General features: G+C 44.3%; 22 protein-coding genes. 15 read left to right on the forward strand and 7 right to left on the reverse strand.

What is annotated here, in order from left to right; genetic code table 11:
- Positions 1-269: 269 nt before the first annotated feature.
- The 4 genes from AB4517_RS09620 to AB4517_RS09635 all read left to right on the forward strand — a co-directional run bounded on the left by AB4517_RS09620 (position 270) and on the right by AB4517_RS09635 (position 3427).
- Positions 270-1319 (forward strand): HlyD family secretion protein, encoded by a 1050-nt coding sequence (locus AB4517_RS09620; RefSeq protein ID WP_017062229.1) that lies wholly within the window; start codon positions 270-272, stop codon positions 1317-1319.
- A gap of 72 nt (positions 1320-1391) precedes the next feature.
- Positions 1392-2405, forward strand: coding sequence for a DUF2955 domain-containing protein (locus tag AB4517_RS09625; RefSeq protein ID WP_017070267.1), 1014 nt, complete (start codon positions 1392-1394; stop codon positions 2403-2405).
- Positions 2368-2835, forward strand: coding sequence for a MarR family winged helix-turn-helix transcriptional regulator (locus AB4517_RS09630; protein WP_372148263.1), 468 nt, complete (start codon positions 2368-2370; stop codon positions 2833-2835). Before AB4517_RS09625 ends, AB4517_RS09630 begins: the two co-directional genes overlap by 38 nt.
- Before the next feature lie 52 nt (positions 2836-2887).
- The gene (locus AB4517_RS09635; protein WP_017062226.1) at positions 2888-3427 is read left to right on the forward strand and encodes a lipocalin family protein; all 540 of its coding nucleotides are present in this window, start codon (positions 2888-2890) and stop codon (positions 3425-3427) included.
- A gap of 64 nt (positions 3428-3491) precedes the next feature.
- Here AB4517_RS09635 and AB4517_RS09640 read toward each other — a convergent pair whose 3' ends face one another.
- Entirely contained in the window at positions 3492-3830 is a 339-nt protein-coding gene (locus AB4517_RS09640; RefSeq protein WP_372148264.1) for a hypothetical protein, read from the reverse strand.
- A 236-nt stretch (positions 3831-4066) separates the two neighbouring features.
- Between AB4517_RS09640 and AB4517_RS09645 the strand changes: the two genes are divergently transcribed.
- The 5 genes from AB4517_RS09645 to AB4517_RS09665 all read left to right on the forward strand — a co-directional run bounded on the left by AB4517_RS09645 (position 4067) and on the right by AB4517_RS09665 (position 7288).
- Positions 4067-4900 carry an AraC family transcriptional regulator gene (locus AB4517_RS09645; protein WP_048614742.1) on the forward strand — a complete coding sequence of 278 codons (834 nt, stop codon included), beginning with the start codon at positions 4067-4069 and terminating at the stop codon, positions 4898-4900.
- A gap of 104 nt (positions 4901-5004) precedes the next feature.
- Complete coding sequence (locus AB4517_RS09650; RefSeq protein ID WP_372148265.1) at positions 5005-5733, forward strand: AzlC family ABC transporter permease; 729 nt, start codon at positions 5005-5007, stop codon at positions 5731-5733.
- 2 nt (positions 5734-5735) lie between these two features.
- The gene (locus AB4517_RS09655) at positions 5736-6065 is read left to right on the forward strand and encodes an AzlD domain-containing protein (RefSeq protein ID WP_029235401.1); all 330 of its coding nucleotides are present in this window, start codon (positions 5736-5738) and stop codon (positions 6063-6065) included.
- Positions 6066-6127: 62 nt separating this feature from the next.
- Positions 6128-6433 (forward strand): NIPSNAP family protein, encoded by a 306-nt coding sequence (locus AB4517_RS09660; protein ID WP_017070270.1) that lies wholly within the window; start codon positions 6128-6130, stop codon positions 6431-6433.
- Between the two features lie 81 nt (positions 6434-6514).
- On the forward strand, positions 6515-7288 hold the full coding sequence (locus tag AB4517_RS09665; protein ID WP_017070271.1) for a viroplasmin family protein: 774 nt from the start codon (positions 6515-6517) through the stop codon (positions 7286-7288).
- A gap of 128 nt (positions 7289-7416) precedes the next feature.
- Here AB4517_RS09665 and AB4517_RS09670 read toward each other — a convergent pair whose 3' ends face one another.
- Entirely contained in the window at positions 7417-8565 is a 1149-nt protein-coding gene (locus AB4517_RS09670) for a glycosyltransferase family 4 protein (protein ID WP_372148266.1), read from the reverse strand.
- A 316-nt stretch (positions 8566-8881) separates the two neighbouring features.
- On the opposite strand from AB4517_RS09670, the gene AB4517_RS09675 reads away from it, so the two are divergent.
- From AB4517_RS09675 to AB4517_RS09695, 5 genes are all read left to right on the forward strand, one after another.
- Positions 8882-9808 (forward strand): glycosyltransferase, encoded by a 927-nt coding sequence (locus tag AB4517_RS09675; RefSeq protein ID WP_017062218.1) that lies wholly within the window; start codon positions 8882-8884, stop codon positions 9806-9808.
- 16 nt (positions 9809-9824) lie between these two features.
- The gene (locus AB4517_RS09680) at positions 9825-11261 is read left to right on the forward strand and encodes a lipopolysaccharide biosynthesis protein (protein WP_017067059.1); all 1437 of its coding nucleotides are present in this window, start codon (positions 9825-9827) and stop codon (positions 11259-11261) included.
- Between the two features lie 75 nt (positions 11262-11336).
- The gene (locus tag AB4517_RS09685) at positions 11337-11654 is read left to right on the forward strand and encodes a hypothetical protein (protein ID WP_017070274.1); all 318 of its coding nucleotides are present in this window, start codon (positions 11337-11339) and stop codon (positions 11652-11654) included.
- Between the two features lie 130 nt (positions 11655-11784).
- Positions 11785-12399: a LysE family translocator gene (locus AB4517_RS09690; RefSeq protein ID WP_372148267.1), complete on the forward strand. Its 615-nt coding sequence runs from the start codon at positions 11785-11787 to the stop codon at positions 12397-12399.
- A gap of 151 nt (positions 12400-12550) precedes the next feature.
- Complete coding sequence (locus AB4517_RS09695; RefSeq protein ID WP_017062214.1) at positions 12551-12985, forward strand: N-acetyltransferase; 435 nt, start codon at positions 12551-12553, stop codon at positions 12983-12985.
- A gap of 74 nt (positions 12986-13059) precedes the next feature.
- On the opposite strand, the gene AB4517_RS09700 is transcribed toward AB4517_RS09695, so the two are convergent.
- The 4 genes from AB4517_RS09700 to AB4517_RS09715 form a co-directional block, all read right to left on the reverse strand.
- Positions 13060-13527 (reverse strand): DUF3429 domain-containing protein, encoded by a 468-nt coding sequence (locus AB4517_RS09700; protein ID WP_017062213.1) that lies wholly within the window; start codon positions 13525-13527, stop codon positions 13060-13062.
- Positions 13524-14069, reverse strand: coding sequence for a glutathione peroxidase (locus tag AB4517_RS09705; RefSeq protein ID WP_372148268.1), 546 nt, complete (start codon positions 14067-14069; stop codon positions 13524-13526). Before AB4517_RS09705 ends, AB4517_RS09700 begins: the two co-directional genes overlap by 4 nt.
- Before the next feature lie 84 nt (positions 14070-14153).
- Positions 14154-15497, reverse strand: coding sequence for an ABC1 kinase family protein (locus AB4517_RS09710; protein ID WP_372148269.1), 1344 nt, complete (start codon positions 15495-15497; stop codon positions 14154-14156).
- Between the two features lie 384 nt (positions 15498-15881).
- Complete coding sequence (locus tag AB4517_RS09715; RefSeq protein WP_136974207.1) at positions 15882-16268, reverse strand: thiol-disulfide oxidoreductase DCC family protein; 387 nt, start codon at positions 16266-16268, stop codon at positions 15882-15884.
- A 399-nt stretch (positions 16269-16667) separates the two neighbouring features.
- Between AB4517_RS09715 and AB4517_RS09720 the strand changes: the two genes are divergently transcribed.
- Positions 16668-18458 carry a hypothetical protein gene (locus AB4517_RS09720; RefSeq protein WP_136974206.1) on the forward strand — a complete coding sequence of 597 codons (1791 nt, stop codon included), beginning with the start codon at positions 16668-16670 and terminating at the stop codon, positions 18456-18458.
- Positions 18459-18549: 91 nt separating this feature from the next.
- Here the strand turns inward: AB4517_RS09720 and AB4517_RS09725 are convergent, their stop codons facing one another.
- Complete coding sequence (locus tag AB4517_RS09725) at positions 18550-19893, reverse strand: sigma-54-dependent Fis family transcriptional regulator (protein WP_136974205.1); 1344 nt, start codon at positions 19891-19893, stop codon at positions 18550-18552.
- Positions 19894-20113 lie beyond the last annotated feature (220 nt).

The following is a 20113-nucleotide window of genomic DNA, read 5'->3' on the forward strand; positions in this document are numbered from 1 at the left end:
GTTGGTTAATCAAATGTTAAAGAATATTAATATTAATATTAATGTTAATGCATATCATTGTGAGCAAAGGCATTAGATAACTTCTGGAACTCTTGCTTCCCAAACTAACTACACGACTTTTTCTTATCTAAATTTCTATTTATATCTTTCATAAACAGTAGCTTGCTGTACTTCTCGCAAGATCTTTAAGATACTCACCTTTGATTTATGTTGCATCTGAAACAAAAATCAATACAATGAGCGCATTATTTTGTTGCAGGTGAAACATTATGGCTAATAAAGCGTATCAATGGATGCTCTATCTAACACTTGGCACCAGTGCCTTGTTTGCTCTTTTCTTGGTGGCAAGTGACAACCTTGCGCCGTTCACAACTCAAGCTCAATTGCACATTCCAACCAGCCGTATTGCTGCAGAAGTGTCGGCGCCAGTGGTGGAGTTGGCTGTTAAGAATGGTCAGGATGTAAAAAAAGGGGAACTGCTAGTTCGCTTAGATCCAACTCGTTTTGAATTGGCGTTAACTCAGGCTGAAGCGGCTTTGGTTGAAGCAGAGCAAAGCTATGAAGCAAACAAGCAGCACTTGCATGGCGCGGAAGCGACGTTACGTCAGCGCCAACACGAAGCTCTGAATGCCGAGAGAAAATTGAAGCGTAACCAGCAATTGATTTCGAGAAAACTTGTTAGCCAAGAAACGCTAGACGATAGCCGATCGGACACGATTGTAAGACAGCAAGCCGTCGAAGCTGCGCAAGCCGATATTGAGCAGATAAAAGCTGAGCTTGAGAAAAGCAGCGACAACGGTGCTTTGGCTGTTGCTCGAACTCGCGTTGAACTGGCGCAATTGGATTTGGACAAAACGACAATCGTCGCGCCTGTTGATGGCGTAATCAGCAATCTCAACCTTAACTCAGGAACCTATGTTGGCGCTGGCAGCCCCGTTTTGTTTTTGGTTGATCGCCAGCATGCTTGGATTAACGCAGACTTCAACGAAAAGGGCAGTGCAAATCTGACTGCGGGAACAACCGTTCGTTTGGTGTTTGATGCAATGCCTGGTGAGGTGTTTGAGGGAAATATTCAAGGTCGTGAACTGGCTATCTATGATGCGAGCAGCGACAACAGCGGCCTCGCGAAAGTCGTGAATGATGATCGCTGGATTCGAGACCAACAAAAAGTGCGTACACAAGTAACGTTGCCGTCACTTGATCACTCATTGTTCTCAGGCTCTAAAGTGAGCGTGATGGTGGTGCCTGAAGCGACGTTTTGGGATGTGATCGGAAGTGCATGGATGGAAGTGCTAGCTCGCATTCGTTACCTAGTTTAACTGTGCTCTTCAATCATCGACTAACTGACTACCCACTGACGAAATAACGATTTACGACCTAAGAGGCAGATTATGAATAACGAAGTTCGAGGCCCGATTAACTGGTCTGAAGTAGCTTGGATCAGCGCTATCGTGTCTTTGGGTATGTTGGCTCAACTTTGGCTACAGCTAGGTGTTGCGGCGTACCTCGCTCTTTATCCGGTAATGGCGGCGACCAAGATTAACGACTACTCAGTGAGAGGTATGCTCAAAGCGTTTCTCCCTATCTTGGGTGTCGCTTGTGTGGCTCTGCTTGTCGATCAGTTATTTGCCTCACACCCGGCAGTGGTTTGGGGGATCAGTTTATGGGTATTTGATTTAGCAAGAAGGTGGGCCGACACGCCTGCCAAACTTGGGAAAATCTACATCCCATTGCTCAATTGGTTTTTGGTGATTGTGTTTGCACAACATGGCCCAATGCCGATGACGGACTGGGTTCGCGATATAGCAGTGAGCATGGTGACGACCATGGTTGTGGTGAGATTTGTGATGCTGTTCTTAAAGCCGCCCAAAGCGATGTCGCCGCTGCCAATGCAAAGTGTTCCTGTGACGTACCAGCAGCGAGTGATATATGTGGTCATGCTTGGAGTTGGTTTAGCATTTTTGATGATGGTCGATTTGATTGCCGCGACGTTCTGTATGATGCCTGTGATTATTGCGGCTGCGCAAAGTGAACGCATGAACTATCAAATGGTGGTGAAAAACTGTTTACAAGCCCACGTTGGTGGTTGTGCATTGGCGTTGGTCTTCGTAACCTTGTTAGCGGGGCAACACTCCTATAATTGGGTGTATATCATTGGACTAACAAGCTTGGTGACCATGATAGCAATTTGGATCAGCGGCAGTCGTGGTGGCGTGCGAGGTATGCATACTGAAGCGATGTTAGGAACTATGCTACCATTGCAACTCTATGTTTCAGCAACCGATCTTGGTTTGCAAGATACCTACTTTCGTGCAGAGTTAATGTCCATCGTGTTGGTATTATTAGTGGTCTGCCAAGGAATTATATATGGAAAATCAACCAGCATTATCCATCACCGGAATTGATGCACTCGACAGCAATCCTATGTTCTTAATGGGCTTTGCTTACAAACAGTTTCGAGCTCAAATCACCGCTGAGATGGGCACCACTTCGGGCATTTCTCTAGAGATGTTTGGTGCGCTTCGAGTGTTAGATAAGCATGGCAAAATCACTCAGCAAGAGTTAACCAATTACTTGCTTCGAAATCGCTCTGTGACCAAGCGTTTGGTTGATAACGCGATTAAGCTGAACCTTATTGAGGCCAGCAAGAGTGAAACGAACAAAAAGGTAAAACTTCTTTCTTTAACGGAAGAGGGCAAGAAGCTTGCCGAATATTGTGAGCCTATGGTCGATAGTATCAGCGAGCAGTTTCAGAGTGCGTTGAGTGAAGACGAATCCAAGCAGTTACAGACCTTGTTGGCTAAGCTTGTAAAAACAGACCAATTCGTCGACTGATTATGCGATCGAAGGTGTGGGTCTAATAACAATCGAATAAAGAGTAAGTGACATGACATACAAAATATTAGCGATGCTAATGATTAAGCTGTTGTTTACGTTTCGTGGCAGTAAACCTACGTCTAAAATCCCCGCCTCTGACTTTGATGCCGAACGCTTCGCTGGTACATGGTATTCCGCTTGTTTTATCCCGCATCCATTGCAATCAAAGCTCGGTTCTTTGTCGTTTAGCTTTTTATTTGAATCTGACGGTAATCTTAAGCTGACAACTCGAGGCTATAACGCGAAAAAGAATGAGTGGAAGACCAAAGAACAAGCCGCAACATTTAAGGGCTCTCAAACCGAAGCGTGGTTTTCAGTCGAAGCGAATAGCCCTTATGAGAAGCAGAGAAAGGTAATTTTCTTGAATGAAGATTACACTCAGGCTTTGTTGGTGGGTCCTACCAAAAATACCTTACAGATCTTGTATCGCACTGCAGAGTTCACCAAACAAGACTTAGACTCGCTGATTGAACGGGCGCAGAGCATGGGTTTTAAAACCAGTAAGCTAGTTCGTGTGTCACAACATATCAATGATGTGCCTGAACAATAAAGTAAGTTCGGCTAGTCCTGACTAGGTAGCTCGGCTAATAAGCAAACAACATTGCTAACCCGTTCTAATTCGCTGGCAACACCACTGCCGACGCTTCTTCCTCTGAATCTTCTTTGCCTTCTACTTGGTCAGCAACCCAATCGATTGTCTTGGTTAAATAAAGCTTATTAGTTTCGGTGTCACACCAACTTTTTGATAACCCTCTTCGATTGAATTCACTGCCAATTGCTGCGAGTGTCTGGTTGCTTGAGCGCCCGTAATACAAGGTGTCGCACAGTTGCAGGTCCGACATCGATTGAGGATATGTATTGACCGACGAGGAGTTCATGCTCAGTGCTTTTGATTGGTTATGAGTGCACCCTGTTAGGCTCAGGAAAAAGAAAAGGATTAGCGTGTCTTTCATGGTGTATCAGGTCTATTGCCGATGATTTGCAGACAGTATTGGCGTGTATGATTAAATTATTGTCAATTTTTTGCCAACTAGTTATAGACCAAGACTTTCCTCCCAGTTAGAAAGCGTTATTAAGCCAACGACAAAAACAGTATTAACAAACAAAAGCGCAATTTTGTACAAAAGCTGAAAGAGACAATAGAGTAGACTGATAAGTCGCTCGATAATTAACAGGCTTAGGAATTGTTATGGAGAACAAGAAACGCTCTAAAGAAAAGGCCGAATATAAGATAACCGAAGAGCTCGGCGGCCTTGAAATTCTTAATGCTGAATACGAAAAGCAGAACTTCTCGCGCCACAGCCACGAGGGCTATACGCTGGGAGTCATCGAGCAGGGCGCTCAGCGTTTCTATCGAACGGGCGGACATCATATTGCGCCACAAAATGCGATTATTCTGGTCAATGCCGACGAAGTCCATAGCGGTCACTCTGCCACTGAAGGCGGTTGGGCGTATCGAGCCATGTATCCACTCCCAGAGCAACTTGCTAAGATCACTCAAGAGCTTAACCTACCCAATTACGGCGCGCCTTACTTCCCAAGAGCGGTTGTTGAAGATCCTGAACTCGCTAATCAATTGAGGTTGGTCTTTAACACGATAGATGAATCCGACAATCGCCTGTTAAGAGAGACCTTGATGTATGGGATGTTGGTTAAGCTGATTAGCCGACATGGAAAATCGCCGCTTAACCCCCAACTCGATGGGAAAACTCAGCGCCAACTTGTCTTAGTGAAAGAGTTCTTAGATGACTTTCCACAAGCCGATGTGTCCCTAGAAGAGCTATCTAAGTTAGCGGCATTGAGTCCGTTTCACTTAGTACGTTCTTTTCAAAAAGAGTTTGGTCTTCCGCCACATGCGTATCAGATCCAATCTCGGCTAAGGCTTTCTCGTAAGCTATTGAAGCAAGGGCATACCATTTCAGATACCGCGCAAGAGTGTGGCTTTCACGACCAAAGCCATTTTCATCGACACTTCAAAAAGGCCAATGGCTACACGCCGGGGCAATACATTAAAATGCTCTAAATCGGACACCTTAATTGGTTCGCGAAATCGAGCAAGTTTGTGCAATCGAACCGACTCCACTCTTCTTACATTGAATAGCGAATGTAAAGAGAGAAAAGAATGATATGGACAGTGAAACAATGGATAGACGAACACAGTTATGGAAAGGCGTTTTAGCGGGAATGCCTTTGAGTATTGCGGTAATCCCTTGGGGAATTCTAGCCGGTTCATATGCGATAGATGCCGGATTGAATCAACTTCAAGCGCAAGCGATGTCGGCTATTTTGTTTGCTGGCTCAGCACAACTTGTTGCTGCAGGTATGTTTAAAGCGGGTATTGTTTTAGGCACTATGTTGTTGACCACACTGTTCATCACCTCAAGGCACTTTCTGTATAGCGTATCGATGCGTGACAAAATCAGCCATCTTCCTGCGCGTTGGCGTCTATTACTCGGTTTTTGGCTCACCGACGAGCTGTTCGCGATTTGTAGTGGGCAGTCTCAGAATGAATTTAATCGCTGGTATGCTGCGGGTGTAGGCGGCGGTTTTTATCTCGTTTGGAATATTGCGAGCTTCGTTGGCATTGTCGCGGGAAGCCAAATTCCTTCACTCAATGAAATTGGGCTCGATTTCGTGGTCGCAGCAACCTTTATCGCTTTGGTGTTCCCATTAATCCGAACTCTACCCGTCGTGGTGTGTGTGGTGGTTTCACTGGTCACTTCGGTTGCCATGTCGGTTAACAATATTGAGGGCGGACTAATGATTGCAGCGATTGCAGGTATGTTAGCGGGCTTTTTGAGTGAATCGTTCCAAGAGCGAAACAACGGTAACAAGACAATCGTGGAGGGGAAATAGAGATGATTTGGTTAACGATATTCCTCATGACTGCGATTGTTTTCTTTAGTCGGTATCTGTTTCTTGAGCCTGCAATCCCGCTTCGACTCAATCAAACCGCAAGGCGCCTATTGCGCTATTCAAGCCCAGCGGTGCTGACTGCGATTTGGGGGCCAATTGTATTTGCTCCTGAACAAACATTTTGGCCAAGCCTTGAAAACCCATACTTGATAGGCGCGGTGGTGACTGGCTTATTGATTTGGAAAACAGGCAATGTGCTACTAACGATCGGCGTTAGCATGGCGGTGTTTTTGTTCTATAACCTTGTCGCGGTTGATTACCTTTTCTCGTGAGCTTCAACTTCAATGTCAACTTAGGCTTTGTGTTTCTCCTATTATTTAAGGGCTGTATAAATATGATTACTTGTTATGTTCGATATGTGATTGATCCTAAAAAGGTAAATGAGTTTGAGGCATACGCAAAAATGTGGATTCCTCTGGTCGCTAAATTCGGGGGCCAACACAATGGTTATTTCTTACCGTCGGAAGGGGCGAACAATATTGCCTTGGCGCTGTTTACCTTTGAAAGTTTGGCTGCCTATGAAGAGTATCGGATTAAATCGTTGAACGATGCTGAGTGTATTAAAGCGTTTGAATTTGCAGACGAAGTTGATTGCATCGTGAGTTATGAACGCAGCTTTTTTAGACCTGTTTTAGAGTGATAGACCTTGCAACGTATAGCGTGGTGGCATCTAATGTACTGATTCACTGTTTGTGTGTTTAGGTTTTGGTAAGGAGTTAGTTTGGCTAAGAAATATTATGTGGTTTGGAAAGGTCGCACACCGGGTATTTTTACCACTTGGAACGAGTGTAAATCCCAAGTCGATGGTTTCGCTGGTGCGAGATATAAATCGTTTCCAACACTAGACGAGGCTGAGTCTGCTTTCGGTGGTAAAACGTCGTCTGCGTCAGGTTCTACTGCGACAAAGCCAAGCTCTGCGGGTAAGTCGACGAAAGCTAAGGTGCCGCCTCTTTCGGAGCAGCAAATCACAGATATGCCTTTTGATATCAAGATCTTTACCGATGGTGCGTGTGAACCAAACCCTGGTGAAGCAGGGACGGGGTTAGCGGTATACCAAAACAACCAATTAACCGAATTGTGGTATGGCTTGTATCAACCTGTTGGTACCAATAATACCGCTGAGTTGCATGGCCTTAAACAGGCGTTTTTGCTCGCAAAAGAGAAGTTAAACGCGGGTCTGTCTGTAGCGATCTATTGTGACTCTAAGTACTCGATAGATTGTATTACTAAGTGGGCAACGGGTTGGGAGAAAAAGGGCTGGACTAAGTCGGGCGGCGAGATCAAAAACCTCGATATTATTAAGCCGGCGTATGCGCTCTACCAAGAGCTGGCTTCAAAAATTACCATCTACCATGTGAACGGACACGTTGGTATTGAAGGTAACGAATTGGCCGATAGAATGTCGATTGTGGCTATTTCATCGAAAGAGCAACAACTCGCTCAATATCGTGACATCGACGATATTGAGTCTATTTTGGCACTGCGAGCAGGCTAGTTAGGCTTCTTAATGAAAAGCTACTGAAAGTCACTGAAAGCATAAGTCGCCATCATTAGGCAGTGCTAGACGAGCGTTACATTTCAAATGGATGTAGCGCTCTTTTGTTTTTGTGGTGCTCCGTTTTCTTATGGAACTGGGTTCTCTATCCAACGAGATAATTGCTGAGCTTGTTTGATCGAGTTAAAACTGTCTTTCACTCTCTCACGCGCCTTTAAACCCATCGATGCTTTATCGTTGCTGCTTAGCTGCGCGAAACGCTCAATCGCTTCTCTTAATTCTTCCACGTTTTTTTCGTTAACCACAAAACCTGTCTCTGGTGAGACGATCTCTTTGCATCCCATGATGTTGGTGGTAATGACTGGCGTTCCCACAGCCATCGCTTCTTTTAAAACCAGAGGCCCTGTATCCACACATCCGGTTTCGGAAAAACAGAAGGGCGCGATTAGGCTGTCATAATTCGATAGTTTCTCTTTCACCCATTCATGAGGCTTAGCGCCAAGAAAGGTCACGTTTCGAGTGAGCCCTTGCTCTTTGACCTGTAACTTTAACTGTTGCTCTAAATCGCCAGTACCGACGATATCGAGATGAATATCGAGAGGTTCGGCAATCGGCGCCAATGCATCAATAAGATGGTGGATACCTTTTTGCTCCACTAATCGGCCAAGGAAAACAAAGCGAAGTTGCTTCGTTTCGATTTTTGGGTTGAGTTGGAATTGTTTGGTATTAACTCCGCAATGCAAGAGTTTAATGTTTCCTTTCGCCATGGTGTTGAAGTCAGCAAGCATGTCTTTACACACTGCAACCACAAAATCACTCGATGAAATTTTATGTTCAATGTCATAAGCGAACTCATAAACATCATGACCATGAGCAACGAACGAGCAGGTGATATTCAGCAGTTTTGCCGCGACGATGGCGTGTGCTGTAGTGTGCTGACAAAAATGCGCATGAACGTGTTCGACGTCGCTTTCCGCAAGTTGTAGCGCTAATTTAAAACCATAAGCGAACAGTGACTTTTTGGGCATACTGGTTTGCTTAGAAATAAATGAGACAGCCTTGATGAAACCTATCCAGTTAATGCTGGCGACTTTACCCATCCGAACATTTTTACCTATTTCGACAATGTCGTAGTCGAACTGTTTTTCGCTGTTTTCAATTTTGAACGTCATTACACAAACATCGTGCCCACACGCTTTCACAGAGTCGACTTCTGTTTGAATGAAGGTCTCACTGAGTACTGGGTAGGTTGGCGCCACAAATGCTACTTTCTTCATTCCTTACTCCTCAAATCCATATGACTAAAGCTATCAAGCCAAGGTAATAACCAATAAAGCAAGATACGAACCAAGATCGAATCGTAGCTTTGGAGGGCTTTCTGATTGCTTTTCGAAGGTTACCCCTTAAGAGGTGGCTCGTTTTCTCAAATTGATAATCAAATTGGAGTTGCAGTTTTTTTGAACATCTGTGTTTGGTCGTCATTTTGAGAATGGACGCGTAGGTGACTGATATAGAGGTGATTTTGTAGTAAGACACTCTCGGCATAGAACATGCAACGTCAGCCATATAACGTATAAATCTGAGGGCGTCATTATGGCTAAAGTAAGTGTTGTTATTCCTACCTACAATTGTTTGGATTACCTGCCGAAAGCGATTGGTAGTGTACTAAAGCAGACTCATCAAGATGTTGAGCTGATTGTCATTGACGATAACAGTAACGATGGAACGTCGACGTATCTTGCTTCTATAGACGATGAACGCATTATTACGTTGTCCACATTGGGTGTTGGTGCGCCTCAAGCGAGAAACCTAGGGATTGAAAAGGCGACCGGTGAATACATCGCTTTTTTAGACGCAGACGATTTCTGGTTTCCTGAAAAAATTGAGCGCCAACTCGAATTTCATCAACGTTACCCTGATCTCGCGATGAGCTTTACTAACTACGAGCATCTTACTGAAGATTACCAAGTAATAGTCGACTGCTTTAGTTACTGGTCGCAGTTTCAAGATCAAGATGAGCTGTTCATCAATATCGAGAACCCGTTGGAGTTCATCATAGAAAATAACGTGATTGGAACATCAACGGTCATGGTGAAAGCGGATGTGTTTTCTCAAACAGACAGTTTCAATGCTGACATCAAGTATGGGGAAGATTGGGAACTGTGGCTTCGAATGAGTGAAAACCATCAGATCGGTGTGTTGAACTCGGTGCAGGTTGGCTACTTGATGAGAGCGAGCTCTGTTACCCAAACTGAAAGTCTTAAATTGAGAAATTTGCAGTCTATAGAGACTATTCTTCAACATTACCAAAATGACAGTCAACGATGGAATCTACCCACTTCTAGCTTCAAAATCGCAAAGGCGAGAATACTGGAAGGTTATGCTGACTATTATCGAGGTTTACAACAGAATAGACAGGCTATTGCCTACAGTTTCCGTTCTTTGGTCATGTCACCTCAAAAACGCACATTGCGACACCTAATTGGAGACTGTAAAAGTTTCCTAAAGCCAGCTTGGTAAGGAAAAGGTGACGACTATGGGTTCTTTAAAGCAGTCGGCTTACTACGCCATCGGTATATTAATGATGAAAGGGATTTCATTGGTGATGATCCCGTACATTACGCACAATATGACGTTGGCAGAGTATGGTTCCTTAGAAGCCATTGTCTTGCTGGCAGACATTGGGACGATATTGTTCAGCTTCGGTATTGTCGATGCCATGTATCGTTATGTGGGTGTCGCCGAAGGTGATGAAAAGCAAAAGCTCGTCTCGAACTGCTTCACATTGAGCGTGCTGGTGTGCGTGCTTGGGGGCGCCTTGATTGCCCTCAGTATGCCGTTGTTAATCTTAATGTTGCCAGTTGAATTCCAGCCTTACCAGATACTGCTTCTGCTTATTCCTACCATGCTCGATGGGGCGATTTCTATCCCGCTAACGCTGATGCGTATGAACGCGATGGCGAAACGTTTTTGCATGCTCAATGTGTTGAAAGCCGGTGTTCAAGCCATCATGACTTTTGTTTTGCTTGAGGCTGGATACGGTATAGATGGCGTGTTGATTTCAGCTGCGGTATCCAGTGTGTTGCTAATGGTTTGTTTAGTGCGTTATCAATGGCAAGAGATGGGATCTTTTGGTTGCTTCAAATACTCGGCGAAGATCTTAAAATTCGGACTGCCCGTTCTGGTTGGCGGTGCATCAATGTATATGATCATGGGGCTCGACCGCTGGGTAATGGCAAGCTTCGTCGGTGTCGAAGAACTCGCGATTTATGCGGTTAGCGGAAAGTTCGCGTTGATTCTTGGTCTGTTGTTGCAGCCTTACGCGCTTTGGTGGTTTCCAAACCGTGTGGCGATGCTTCAACAGCCGGGTGGCAGTAAGATGTGTGCCGATAGGGCGTTAGTCGGAGTGAACCTCGCCATTGTTTTAGGTTCGTTGATGATTCTAACGGTACCCGGATTTATTTCTCTCATTTTACCGAGCAGTTATCATTACGCGGGGGCCATTGTTGTTGCGCTGCTTGCGATTAGCGTTATCAAAAATGCAGGTGATTATCTTAACCTTGGTTGTTTCAGTGGCGATTCGAGTCAATCTCAAATGTGGATTCAAGGTGGATGTGCGGTCTTGGCGGCCATTGGTTATTTCACAGTGACGCCTATTTATGGCGTGTGGGGTGTTGTCGCGGTTCTTTGTGCAACTTATGTTGTGCGGCTCATGCTTCTGTATGTTGTAAGCCAAGCGATGGAACAATTACCTTATGAACACAGCAAGTGGGTAACCGCAGTTAGCATCGCATTAGTAGCGATAGCGAGTGATCAACTTCTGGGATTGGTGTTGGTTGATGTCCATGACTTTATTCTTGGATCGGCTGTTGGTGTAATCGCGCTGGTGGCCTTTGTTAAATACTCAGTGATCGTTGTCCCGCAAGCTCTGCTCGACAAGTTGATGCTGGGTAAGCAGTCTCACGCAAATTAAAATAAAACACTGTTCATAATGTGTGAGATTCGATAGTATTTATAAATTCAATGAATGCCATCAATGGAAAGATACATGAACAAGTGGATTGTGCTCTCAGCTCTATTCTCAACCTTATCGTATGCTTCGTCTGAATTGTCTAACCACGACGTACTCACTCAGCACTTTGACGTTCCTGAAGCTATCTCCTTAGAAAATCAAAACAGGGTATGTAATAGCCTTGTTTGTAGTTCGGTGTCTGCGCCAAAATCTGTTCCTGCTGTTGGCGACTTCCCAGAGCGAGAATCAAACCCAACGATAGATACAATTGCGAGCGCTATCTATTTCGTCGGTGAGATTGGTGTCGCCGAAAATCTAGCGACACCCGAGTACGAACAGTTTTTTGAGAACTGATTGAAAATTTACTGTATAGATTTGGTGCTTATTTTTTATGCAGTTACAAAAGATATGAAATGCTGTTATAAACGATAAGACCTTGTTTAAGGATTTTATAATCACGGCATTTGGCAATTAGGAAGCACCAATGGAAATCTGGAAGTTACTGCTGTTTATCCCCGCTTGTTTTGCGCTCAATATGACACCGGCTCCCAATAATTTGTTATCAATGAACAACGCCCGTTGTTACGGATTTCAGGCCGCCTTTGTCGCAGGCCTAGGAAGAATCCTCGCTTTTTCTGGCATGATTGCTTTGGCTGCATCTGGCTTAGCGGTTGTGCTTTATACTTCTGAAACGCTGTTTTTCCTGATCAAACTATTTGGCGCGATGTATCTGTTGTGGATCGCGTTCAACCTATGGCGCTCACAAGCTAGCCCAATAGCGGACATTGAACGTAATAAGAATTGGTTTGGTCTAGTTAAACAAGAGTTCACCCTTGCAGCTGGTAACCCTAAAGCGATACTCATCTTTACCGCATTTCTGCCTCAATTCGTTGATGTTTCAGCCAATGTAAACACACAGTTCTTCATTCTAGGTGGCACATTCCTAGTGTTAGAAATGCTCGCGATATCGATCTACGCGGCATTTGGCTTATACCTCAGAAACTGGTTCTCTAAGCCACAAATGGCAAAACGTTTCAACAAAGCGTGCTCGGTTTTTCTTGCGTTATCTGGCGCAAATTTGTTGGTTATTCGACAGTAAAACATAAGTAACCTAATCTACTCCTCAGGCGTTAGTTAAGTGGCATCTTCGTTAAGGTAGTTCGTAAGCCTTTAGGCTGTTGATATATTATTAATAGCACCTTTGAGTTTGCATGTTTAAACTTGAGGTTCGGTTTAAATGAGGTCTATCTATGAATGTTGTTTGTGCGGAAAAACAAGAACTGGCTGATATCTACCAGCTTGAACATGCTTTGTTTGGCGCTCACGCCTATCCGCTGTTTTTCTTTCGTCAGGCCTTTGATTGCTGGGGAAAAGGTTTATTGGTTGCTAAGCAAGACTCAAAGATTGCTGGCTATGCCTTAACGACAACCACAGACAAGCAGAATGAGTTTTGGGTCCTATCATTGGCTGTAGACCAGAATTATCGTGGCATGGGAGTTGGCCGGAAACTGATGCAACAGGCGGTTGAGCAGTTGCCTCGAGATGCTAGGCTTTTGCTCACTGTAGACCCAAATAACACATCGGCTCGTGCGCTTTATGCATCGATGGGGTTCGTTACCATCAAGCAAGAAGACAACTACTTTGGTGATGATGAGCCGAGGTTAGTGATGAAGCTCATCATCTAGATTGTTGCTAACGGTTTTTAACAAAGGCGCTTAACTAAATCAAAGGCTCACACTTCAAAGACAATCTCGTAGCTCTAGGTTAGCATCACGATACCGTGCATTAACACGACACTAGAGGTCAGCCGAGTCCTCATATCAAAGTAGCCATCAGGACCTTGGCTCTGGTTCTCTTCTCTCATCGTCCTTTCAGCTCGCCAAACCGCAATATAACCAAAGATGAGAATCAGAGTTGTCACTAGCTCTTTTTGTTCGCCAAGCAATACTGCCAGCCAAGCGATGAGCACAATCGCGTTGCTTATTAGCAGTGCTTTGTTACTTGATTGGCTTTCAAAGTTTTCGATGCCATTTGCCCACAAGATCCCTGAAAGAAAACTCAAAATTGCCACGCTGTAGGTGATGAACAGCGTTTCACCGCTTATCCCCATAAATTGGCTGTCGGTGAGCGAAAGGAGAAGACCGAATAAAAACGGAATTAACCCCATGTACCCCAGTTTGGCCATGGTGTTACGGGTTTGAGTTGTTGCCATGTAATCCGCCTTCATAACTGCTGCTCAATCGCGTTTTTGAGCGTGGCACTCACTGGAGATGTGGAGCTAGGGAAGGTGGCGACGACTTTACCTTCTTTACTGATCAAGAATTTGTAAAAGTTCCATTTAGGCGTTACGCCCGCTTGCTGTTGTATCTCTGTAAACACGGGGTTGGCGTTGCTACCAGACAGTGAAGCTCGCGCCATCATTGGGAAGGTCACGCCATAGTCTAGGTAACAAACCTTTGCCGTCTTCTCTTCGCTTCCCTTGTCTTGGCGAAAATCATTACTTGGGAAACCGATTACCGTGAAGCCTTGGTCTTTGTAGGTTTGATGAAGTTGCTCGAGTTGCTCAAACTGCGGAGTGAAGCCACATTGGCTCGCTGTATTTACCACCAATAGAGTTTTGCCTTGAAACTCATCGCACAAGGCGATTTCTTCGGTTGAGTTTAACAAGCGCTGTTTGCCATTAAGTATTTCGGGACAGCTCGCTGCAAAGGAGATGGAACTCGTGAGGCTTGTAATCAGTGCGGTTGAGCAAAGTAGTGAACATTTCATAGGGTTGGCTCATTTTAGTTGGCGTAATGGTTATTACTCTTGAGCACGATGAAATGATCACTTTGCGTATTATTTACTGTCTCATTAACTCGCGCTTTTAGTTGTGCTTTTGCTCTCTGAGATAAGATATGGAGCGACCAAGCGACTGATATTCACTTTTGCACCAAGGCGAGCCGCTAATAGATACATGCCACCAATTTTTCGGTGCAGGAACAGCGCATCGGCGGGCGGCGTATGCCAATACTCTTGTTCCATGCTCAAAATGGTGCCTGCTTCACGAAGCCTTTGTGCCAATCCACTGGCTTTGAAGTCGTACTCTTCGTCAACTAACATCGGCTCACAGGCCATCTTCACTAGATTTAGAATCGCTTGGCGTTGTTCGGGAAGAATTGTCTCGCTAAAGAATCCTATTTGCTCTAAAGCTCGGTTGAGCACTTGCTCATCGTTGTTAATGACAGAGGAAAAGGCCAAGCGATAACCCTCGCTGAAGCGGTCACTGTACTCACGGGTTGCTCCGAAATCTAATAAGCCAATTTGTCGGGTGTTTTCAACATAAAGGTAGTTGGCGAAATTGGGATCGGTTTGCACCATCTTAAAATCGAACAACTCTCTGAACAGAAGCTCCATTAAGCTGTGCATTACAAAGTCACGTGTGCTTTGGTCGTAACTTTCGATTTGCTCTATCGAGACGCCTTCGATGAAGTCCATGGCGAGCACCGATTCTGAAGAGACTTGCGGATGAATCTTAGGTACGACGAAGTGAGAGTATTCTTTCAATGCATCATGGTAACGAGTTGCGTAATCAGCTTCGCGAGCATAGTCTGCTTCATCGTGGAGCTGTTTCTTTGCCTCTTCTAACAAGCCTTTGTAGTCGACCGACTTTGGTATCAAGCCAACAATATTGAGCAGCGTGCCCACGTTATCTACATCACTGTCGATACTTTTTCTAATGCCGGGGTATTGGACTTTGACTGCGAGTTTGTCCCCAGCATCACTATAGGCTTGGTGAACTTGTCCGATAGATGCACTGGCGATCGGTTTAAAATTGAAGGACAGGAATTCGGTTTTCCAATGGTTCCCGAGCGAGCTTTCTAACACTTGATTGAGCTGTTTTGTTGGCAGTGGATCGGCATCGGAGCGCAGGCGAGAGAGAATGTCGGCTAACTCTGGTTCTAAGACATCACCCGCATCCATTGATAGCATCTGTCCTAACTTCATAGCCGCACCGCGCAGGTGTGCGAGTTGATCGGTCAGGCGAGCAATGTTTTGTGGCGTTAACAGTAAGTCTTTTGCTTTGGGCCTGTTGCCTTGTGCAATTTGTTTGGTGCCTTCCGTTAGCACGTTACCCGCGACTCTTGTCGCCAACGAAGCGAACTTACTGAATCTAGAAATTCGATGTGTGGGAAGGTTTCTCTCTTTTGCCGACATAAAGGTTCTCTCTGGGAATCAGGGTTGATACCAATCGTAGTAAATAACTGTTCACCCTAGCTTGTTAAAAATCTCGATAAAGTCGTTAGATTTTTTGATTGTAGAATAACTACTTATCTAAAAAATCCACCTTGTTCTCAAGCTTTTTTCCTGCGCTATTTCTTGACACTTACCTACTGTGATTGGTATGACTACAAAGTTCTATCAATCATTACACAACCGTATGTTTTGTTGTGCTAACTTGTCGCGTGGAACAGTAAACAGAATTAAAAGGACAAAGCATGAAATTTATTTGGTTGAAAGTGGCCGTTACGGTATTGGTGTTCGCAGCCCTATTTGGCATCGTTTACTACAAAGTCGCCAGCGGCATGTCTTAACTCAACACTATTTTGTGCAGCTGTTACCGTTGCAACGTGATTTTCCGGTTAGCCAAAACGAAATCTTATATCGATTTTTGGCAAACCGTAGATAACACCAATCTGCCATTGGCTTAAAAATCGCCCAACGTAACGGGGCATACAGCCAACCCTTTCCTACTAGCTTCCACGCTTGGTAAGTCACGTCTAAACCGAGCAGCAGCTTTCCGTTTTCGTCCAGTGCATGCAAGATTGTATTGGCTGCCTCGGCATCTATTTGCGGGTAGTTTGAAAACGCTTCACTGTAGATATCGACGGTCTGGATCTGATCTTTGGAATCAGACTTAGTCAGTGCTGCCATCTCTTTTGCACATAATGGACAAGTGCCATCATAAAATATCTTCAGTTGTGTCATTGTTTGTTCGCCTGTGGCTTGCTTAAAAGAACCTTCAGTTGACCGTTAAGTCGGCACCCTTAAGTTCAATCGCGTATTATTTTAGAATGTTAAAATGGCTACGCTATTGTACCTTTTAAAGATCACTCTCCTCGAATCAAAGCTCTAAAGATGTCTTACTTTGACACTTTGTTCACCCTTTCAAGTCCTTGATTATTTGGTCAAATCCCTTGTTTATGGACAAATGATAACAAAACGTCCAATAGAGGTGTGCCTTAAATATATAAACATCAACCAAATCAGATAGTTGAAGTTGGCTTGGAATATGCTCTATCGAACCTACGAATTGCTAAAGGATTTCTCCAATTTGGGCGGGCAGAACATCCTGAAAGCATAAGTATGAACAAATGGAGAGAGAACATGAAGGTTATAAATTATTTACTCAGTGTGCTTTTGTTGTTTAGTAGCCCCCAGTTGGCGTGGGCTACGGTTGATGTGATGGAACTTGATGGTAATGCGACCAGTGATAATAGTGGTATTGATTGGGACGATGTAAATGATCCCAACAGCATGGTTGGGATTGCAGAATTTTTCCAAAAAGACCGTAATGGTATCGACCAAATTTTTTGGAAGGGGGGATCAAAAGACGATTCCGACATTACGGATTGGGCGTTCCGTACAGCGTCACCACAACCAAAAGATGACTTTACCAATGCGTATGCTGCTGCCTTTGAAAGCGAAGGCGATTTGCTGATTTACTTTGGTGCAGACCGATATGCCAACAATGGTGATATGTATATTGGTTTCTGGTTCTTACAAGACCAAGTAGGATTACCAGATGGACAAACTAAGGGCGACTTTGTTGGGCAGCATGTCAATGGAGACATTCTTGTCTTGATTTCATTTCCTCAGGCGAGTGGCGGTAATCCCTATATAGAAGTGTTTCAGTGGGATTTAAATAATGGCGATGTCACCGACAATATGACGAGAATTTTCCAAACAGACGGTGACCCTAAATCGAATGATTTCGTGGGTGCAAGATGTGGCAGTGGCGCTGTTGGTGTCGATAAGATATGTGCGATTTCAAATGATGATTCTATCGGGGCAATACCGCTACCGAACGTGCAAGGTTGGGACTACCTAGCTAAAACTGGTGAAACAGCGTCAATTCCGACAGAGAGCTTTGTGGAAGGTCGATTAAACTTGTCAGCTCTGTTGAATGATGAGTTTGGTATTGAGGATATTCCTTGCTTCAGTAGCTTCTTAGTCGAGTCACGAGCTTCACGTTCGATTGATGCATCTTTGGCTGACTTCGTTGTCGGTTCATTCAGTTTATGTAGCATCAGTATAGCGGCGACTTGTAACACAACCAGCTTTACGGTTGATGGCATGTTTAACATCGATTACACCGTGACGGTCACCAACACCGGTCCTGGTTCGTTAGGCACCAATGGTGATTACCAAGTGGCCTTTTTATCTGAGTCACCAATATTAGGTGCGCTTCCTGTCGTGGGTAACGGTGATGAAGTGTGGAGTGTCGGTGAGTCATTCTCATTCATGGGTAATTACTTGTCTGTAAATAATGGTGCCGTTGGTGTGATCGATGGTTCAGTAGATCTTGATGGCCTTATCGTGAATGCTCAAGCTCCTGTGGCTTACAATTGTCCGCCAATCGACTTGAGTCCAATGGTTGAGATTTCTAAGGTATGTAATAGCTTCTTAGAGGTTGATAGTGGTCAAGTTGTGCTTAAGAAAACCTATGATGTTGAAATATGTAATACCGGTGATATCCCATTGGCCATTGAATCGCTGGTGGATTCTAAGGATGACTCTTTGAGCCGTTCTGACTTACCTACCGAAGTCGTCAACAGCAGTTATTACCTCGACTTCGCTTTACCTTGTGATGATCTTGAGGATGTGACCACGTGTGGTGCTGGTAATATATGTAGCGTATTAAGTGCCGATCCTGAGTTGTTTGCTTGTAAAACGGGTGAAGGAGAGTGGATACCGAACTTTGGTGATGCGATTGGTCAAGTGTGTACACAAGTAAGCAAAACTTATGCGCCAAATGTGTTACCAACTGGAGTAGACGGAATGCTATCGAATCAAGTGACAGCAACGTTTGACTCGCTGTTCTTGCAAGAAGCATTTATGGAAACATCGAACATTGCAACCTGTGATGTTTGTCCATTTACTGTTCCTGAGCCATAAGTACTTTCATTAACTGAGTACAACTAAACTCTAAAGCAGCCTAGTTCGTTAGGCTGCTTTTTTTAGTTAGGTAATTAACTAACTAGGCGACTTAAATTACTATCTGATGTTTTTTGATCAGCTTGTACAAGGTTGTCCGAGAAATAGACAACGCTTTAGCAGATTGGGAAATATTGTAATGGTGTTGCTGAATCACTCGACGGACATTTTTTGAAGAAAGTCGAGTGTCACTCTCAGTGGCGAGCGATGCACCTTTCAATTGAATCCCCATGTGATGAGTAGAAAGGGCGCTTGAGTTAGAAAGAACAATCGCTCTTTTTATGCAGTTGAATAACTCCCTGACATTGCCCGGCCAATGGTACTGTTTCATTTGCTCAAGGGTGTCACTAGGCAGTTTGATTTTGGATGCGTAATTGTGTTTTAGTTCAAATCGAATCAAATCTTCAATGTCTTCTTTATGATCATTGAGTGGCACTAGATCCAATGGAAGTACATTGATCCGATGAAAGAGATCCTTTCGAAATTTACCCGCCGCGACGGCTTGTTCTATGTTGACGTTGGTGGCGAAAATTACACGGCAATCTACAGTTAGTTGGTTGTTACTGCCTAATCGCTCTATCAAGTTATTTTCTAGAAAGTGGAGCAGGTAAGTTTGCAGCGACAGTTCCAGGTCGCCGATCTCATCGAGAAATAGTGTGCCACCATTCGCTCTTTCTACATGTCCGACGTAGCGCTTGTTTGCTCCCGTGAACGAGCCCTTTTCAAAGCCAAACAACTCGGAGTGAACCAGTGACTGTGGTATTGCGCCACAATTTACAGCGATAAACGGTTTCTGACAGCGGGCTGAGGCCTCATGTATTAAACGTGCACAGAGGCTTTTTCCTGTACCTGTTTCCCCTTGAATCAGTACTGGGAAATCGTTGTTAGCGATCTTAGTTATTTTCTTTTTAAGTTGTTGGATGGTGCTGGATTTCCCCACCAATTGATATTCATGGCATGAAGCAGGCTTAGGTTTGTTCTGTTTGGTGTCTACCATGCCATACGCATGCCCTAAATTTCGACAAAGCCACTCTGTATCAATTGGTAGGTGGTAATAATCCCAATAGGTTTGCTTAATGAGCGATAAGTTTCGGCTTGGTGGTTGTTTGAAGATAGCGATTGCTTTTAAACTTGGAAAGCGTGCCTTCAACGTTGATATTTGCTCACATTGCTTGTCGATCGAGGATGATGTTAGACAGGAAACGACAATTGGTGCGCAGCAGTGGCTGTGGGAATTGAGCAAGTGAATGGCTTGTTCGGTCGTTTCTGCAATTTGAGCTTTCCAGTTATGGAGGCGCAGTTCTCCCGCCCACTGATTATGGTGCAGGCATGTTGAGTTACATAGCAGAACCACAGAACGAATTTTAGGTTCAGGTGATACTCTCGCTGATGGCATTGTGCTCACTCTTCATGTTTCGACTCCATGATGAAACCTACAGTAAGCCCCCTAAATATCCCATAAGCTTAGAAGAGTTTAATTAATTCGACTACACAAATTTGACGAATTTGAACTAACAAATGGCGTTGTCTTAAGCAGGAAGGCCAATCAGGTGCTTTACTTACTGATATTTGTGCTTATTAATTAAAGGTATTCACGAATATCGTGTTTTTACTGT

The sequence above is a fragment of the Vibrio sp. 10N.222.52.C3 genome, assembly GCF_041474195.1.
GTDB lineage: Bacteria > Pseudomonadota > Gammaproteobacteria > Enterobacterales > Vibrionaceae > Vibrio > Vibrio crassostreae_C.

Bases quoted from the DNA above. Each gene is read 5' to 3' on its own strand.
- AB4517_RS09645 (WP_048614742.1), top strand. From the start codon at position 4,067: ATGGAGAACAAGAAACGCTCTAAAGAAAAGGCCGAATATAAGATAACC.
- AB4517_RS09720 (WP_136974206.1), top strand. From the start codon at position 16,668: ATGAAGGTTATAAATTATTTACTCAGTGTGCTTTTGTTGTTTAGTAGC.
- AB4517_RS09685 (WP_017070274.1), top strand. From the start codon at position 11,337: ATGAACAAGTGGATTGTGCTCTCAGCTCTATTCTCAACCTTATCGTAT.
- AB4517_RS09700 (WP_017062213.1), bottom strand. From the start codon at position 13,527: ATGAAGGCGGATTACATGGCAACAACTCAAACCCGTAACACCATGGCC.
- AB4517_RS09650 (WP_372148265.1), top strand. From the start codon at position 5,005: ATGGACAGTGAAACAATGGATAGACGAACACAGTTATGGAAAGGCGTT.
- AB4517_RS09630 (WP_372148263.1), top strand. From the start codon at position 2,368: ATGGAAAATCAACCAGCATTATCCATCACCGGAATTGATGCACTCGAC.
- AB4517_RS09705 (WP_372148268.1), bottom strand. From the start codon at position 14,069: ATGAAATGTTCACTACTTTGCTCAACCGCACTGATTACAAGCCTCACG.
- AB4517_RS09680 (WP_017067059.1), top strand. From the start codon at position 9,825: ATGGGTTCTTTAAAGCAGTCGGCTTACTACGCCATCGGTATATTAATG.
- AB4517_RS09690 (WP_372148267.1), top strand. From the start codon at position 11,785: ATGGAAATCTGGAAGTTACTGCTGTTTATCCCCGCTTGTTTTGCGCTC.
- AB4517_RS09670 (WP_372148266.1), bottom strand. From the start codon at position 8,565: ATGAAGAAAGTAGCATTTGTGGCGCCAACCTACCCAGTACTCAGTGAG.
- AB4517_RS09725 (WP_136974205.1), bottom strand. From the start codon at position 19,893: ATGCCATCAGCGAGAGTATCACCTGAACCTAAAATTCGTTCTGTGGTT.
- AB4517_RS09655 (WP_029235401.1), top strand. From the start codon at position 5,736: ATGATTTGGTTAACGATATTCCTCATGACTGCGATTGTTTTCTTTAGT.
- AB4517_RS09640 (WP_372148264.1), bottom strand. From the start codon at position 3,830: ATGAAAGACACGCTAATCCTTTTCTTTTTCCTGAGCCTAACAGGGTGC.
- AB4517_RS09710 (WP_372148269.1), bottom strand. From the start codon at position 15,497: ATGTCGGCAAAAGAGAGAAACCTTCCCACACATCGAATTTCTAGATTC.
- AB4517_RS09635 (WP_017062226.1), top strand. From the start codon at position 2,888: ATGACATACAAAATATTAGCGATGCTAATGATTAAGCTGTTGTTTACG.
- AB4517_RS09620 (WP_017062229.1), top strand. From the start codon at position 270: ATGGCTAATAAAGCGTATCAATGGATGCTCTATCTAACACTTGGCACC.
- AB4517_RS09625 (WP_017070267.1), top strand. From the start codon at position 1,392: ATGAATAACGAAGTTCGAGGCCCGATTAACTGGTCTGAAGTAGCTTGG.
- AB4517_RS09660 (WP_017070270.1), top strand. From the start codon at position 6,128: ATGATTACTTGTTATGTTCGATATGTGATTGATCCTAAAAAGGTAAAT.
- AB4517_RS09715 (WP_136974207.1), bottom strand. From the start codon at position 16,268: ATGACACAACTGAAGATATTTTATGATGGCACTTGTCCATTATGTGCA.
- AB4517_RS09675 (WP_017062218.1), top strand. From the start codon at position 8,882: ATGGCTAAAGTAAGTGTTGTTATTCCTACCTACAATTGTTTGGATTAC.
- AB4517_RS09695 (WP_017062214.1), top strand. From the start codon at position 12,551: ATGAATGTTGTTTGTGCGGAAAAACAAGAACTGGCTGATATCTACCAG.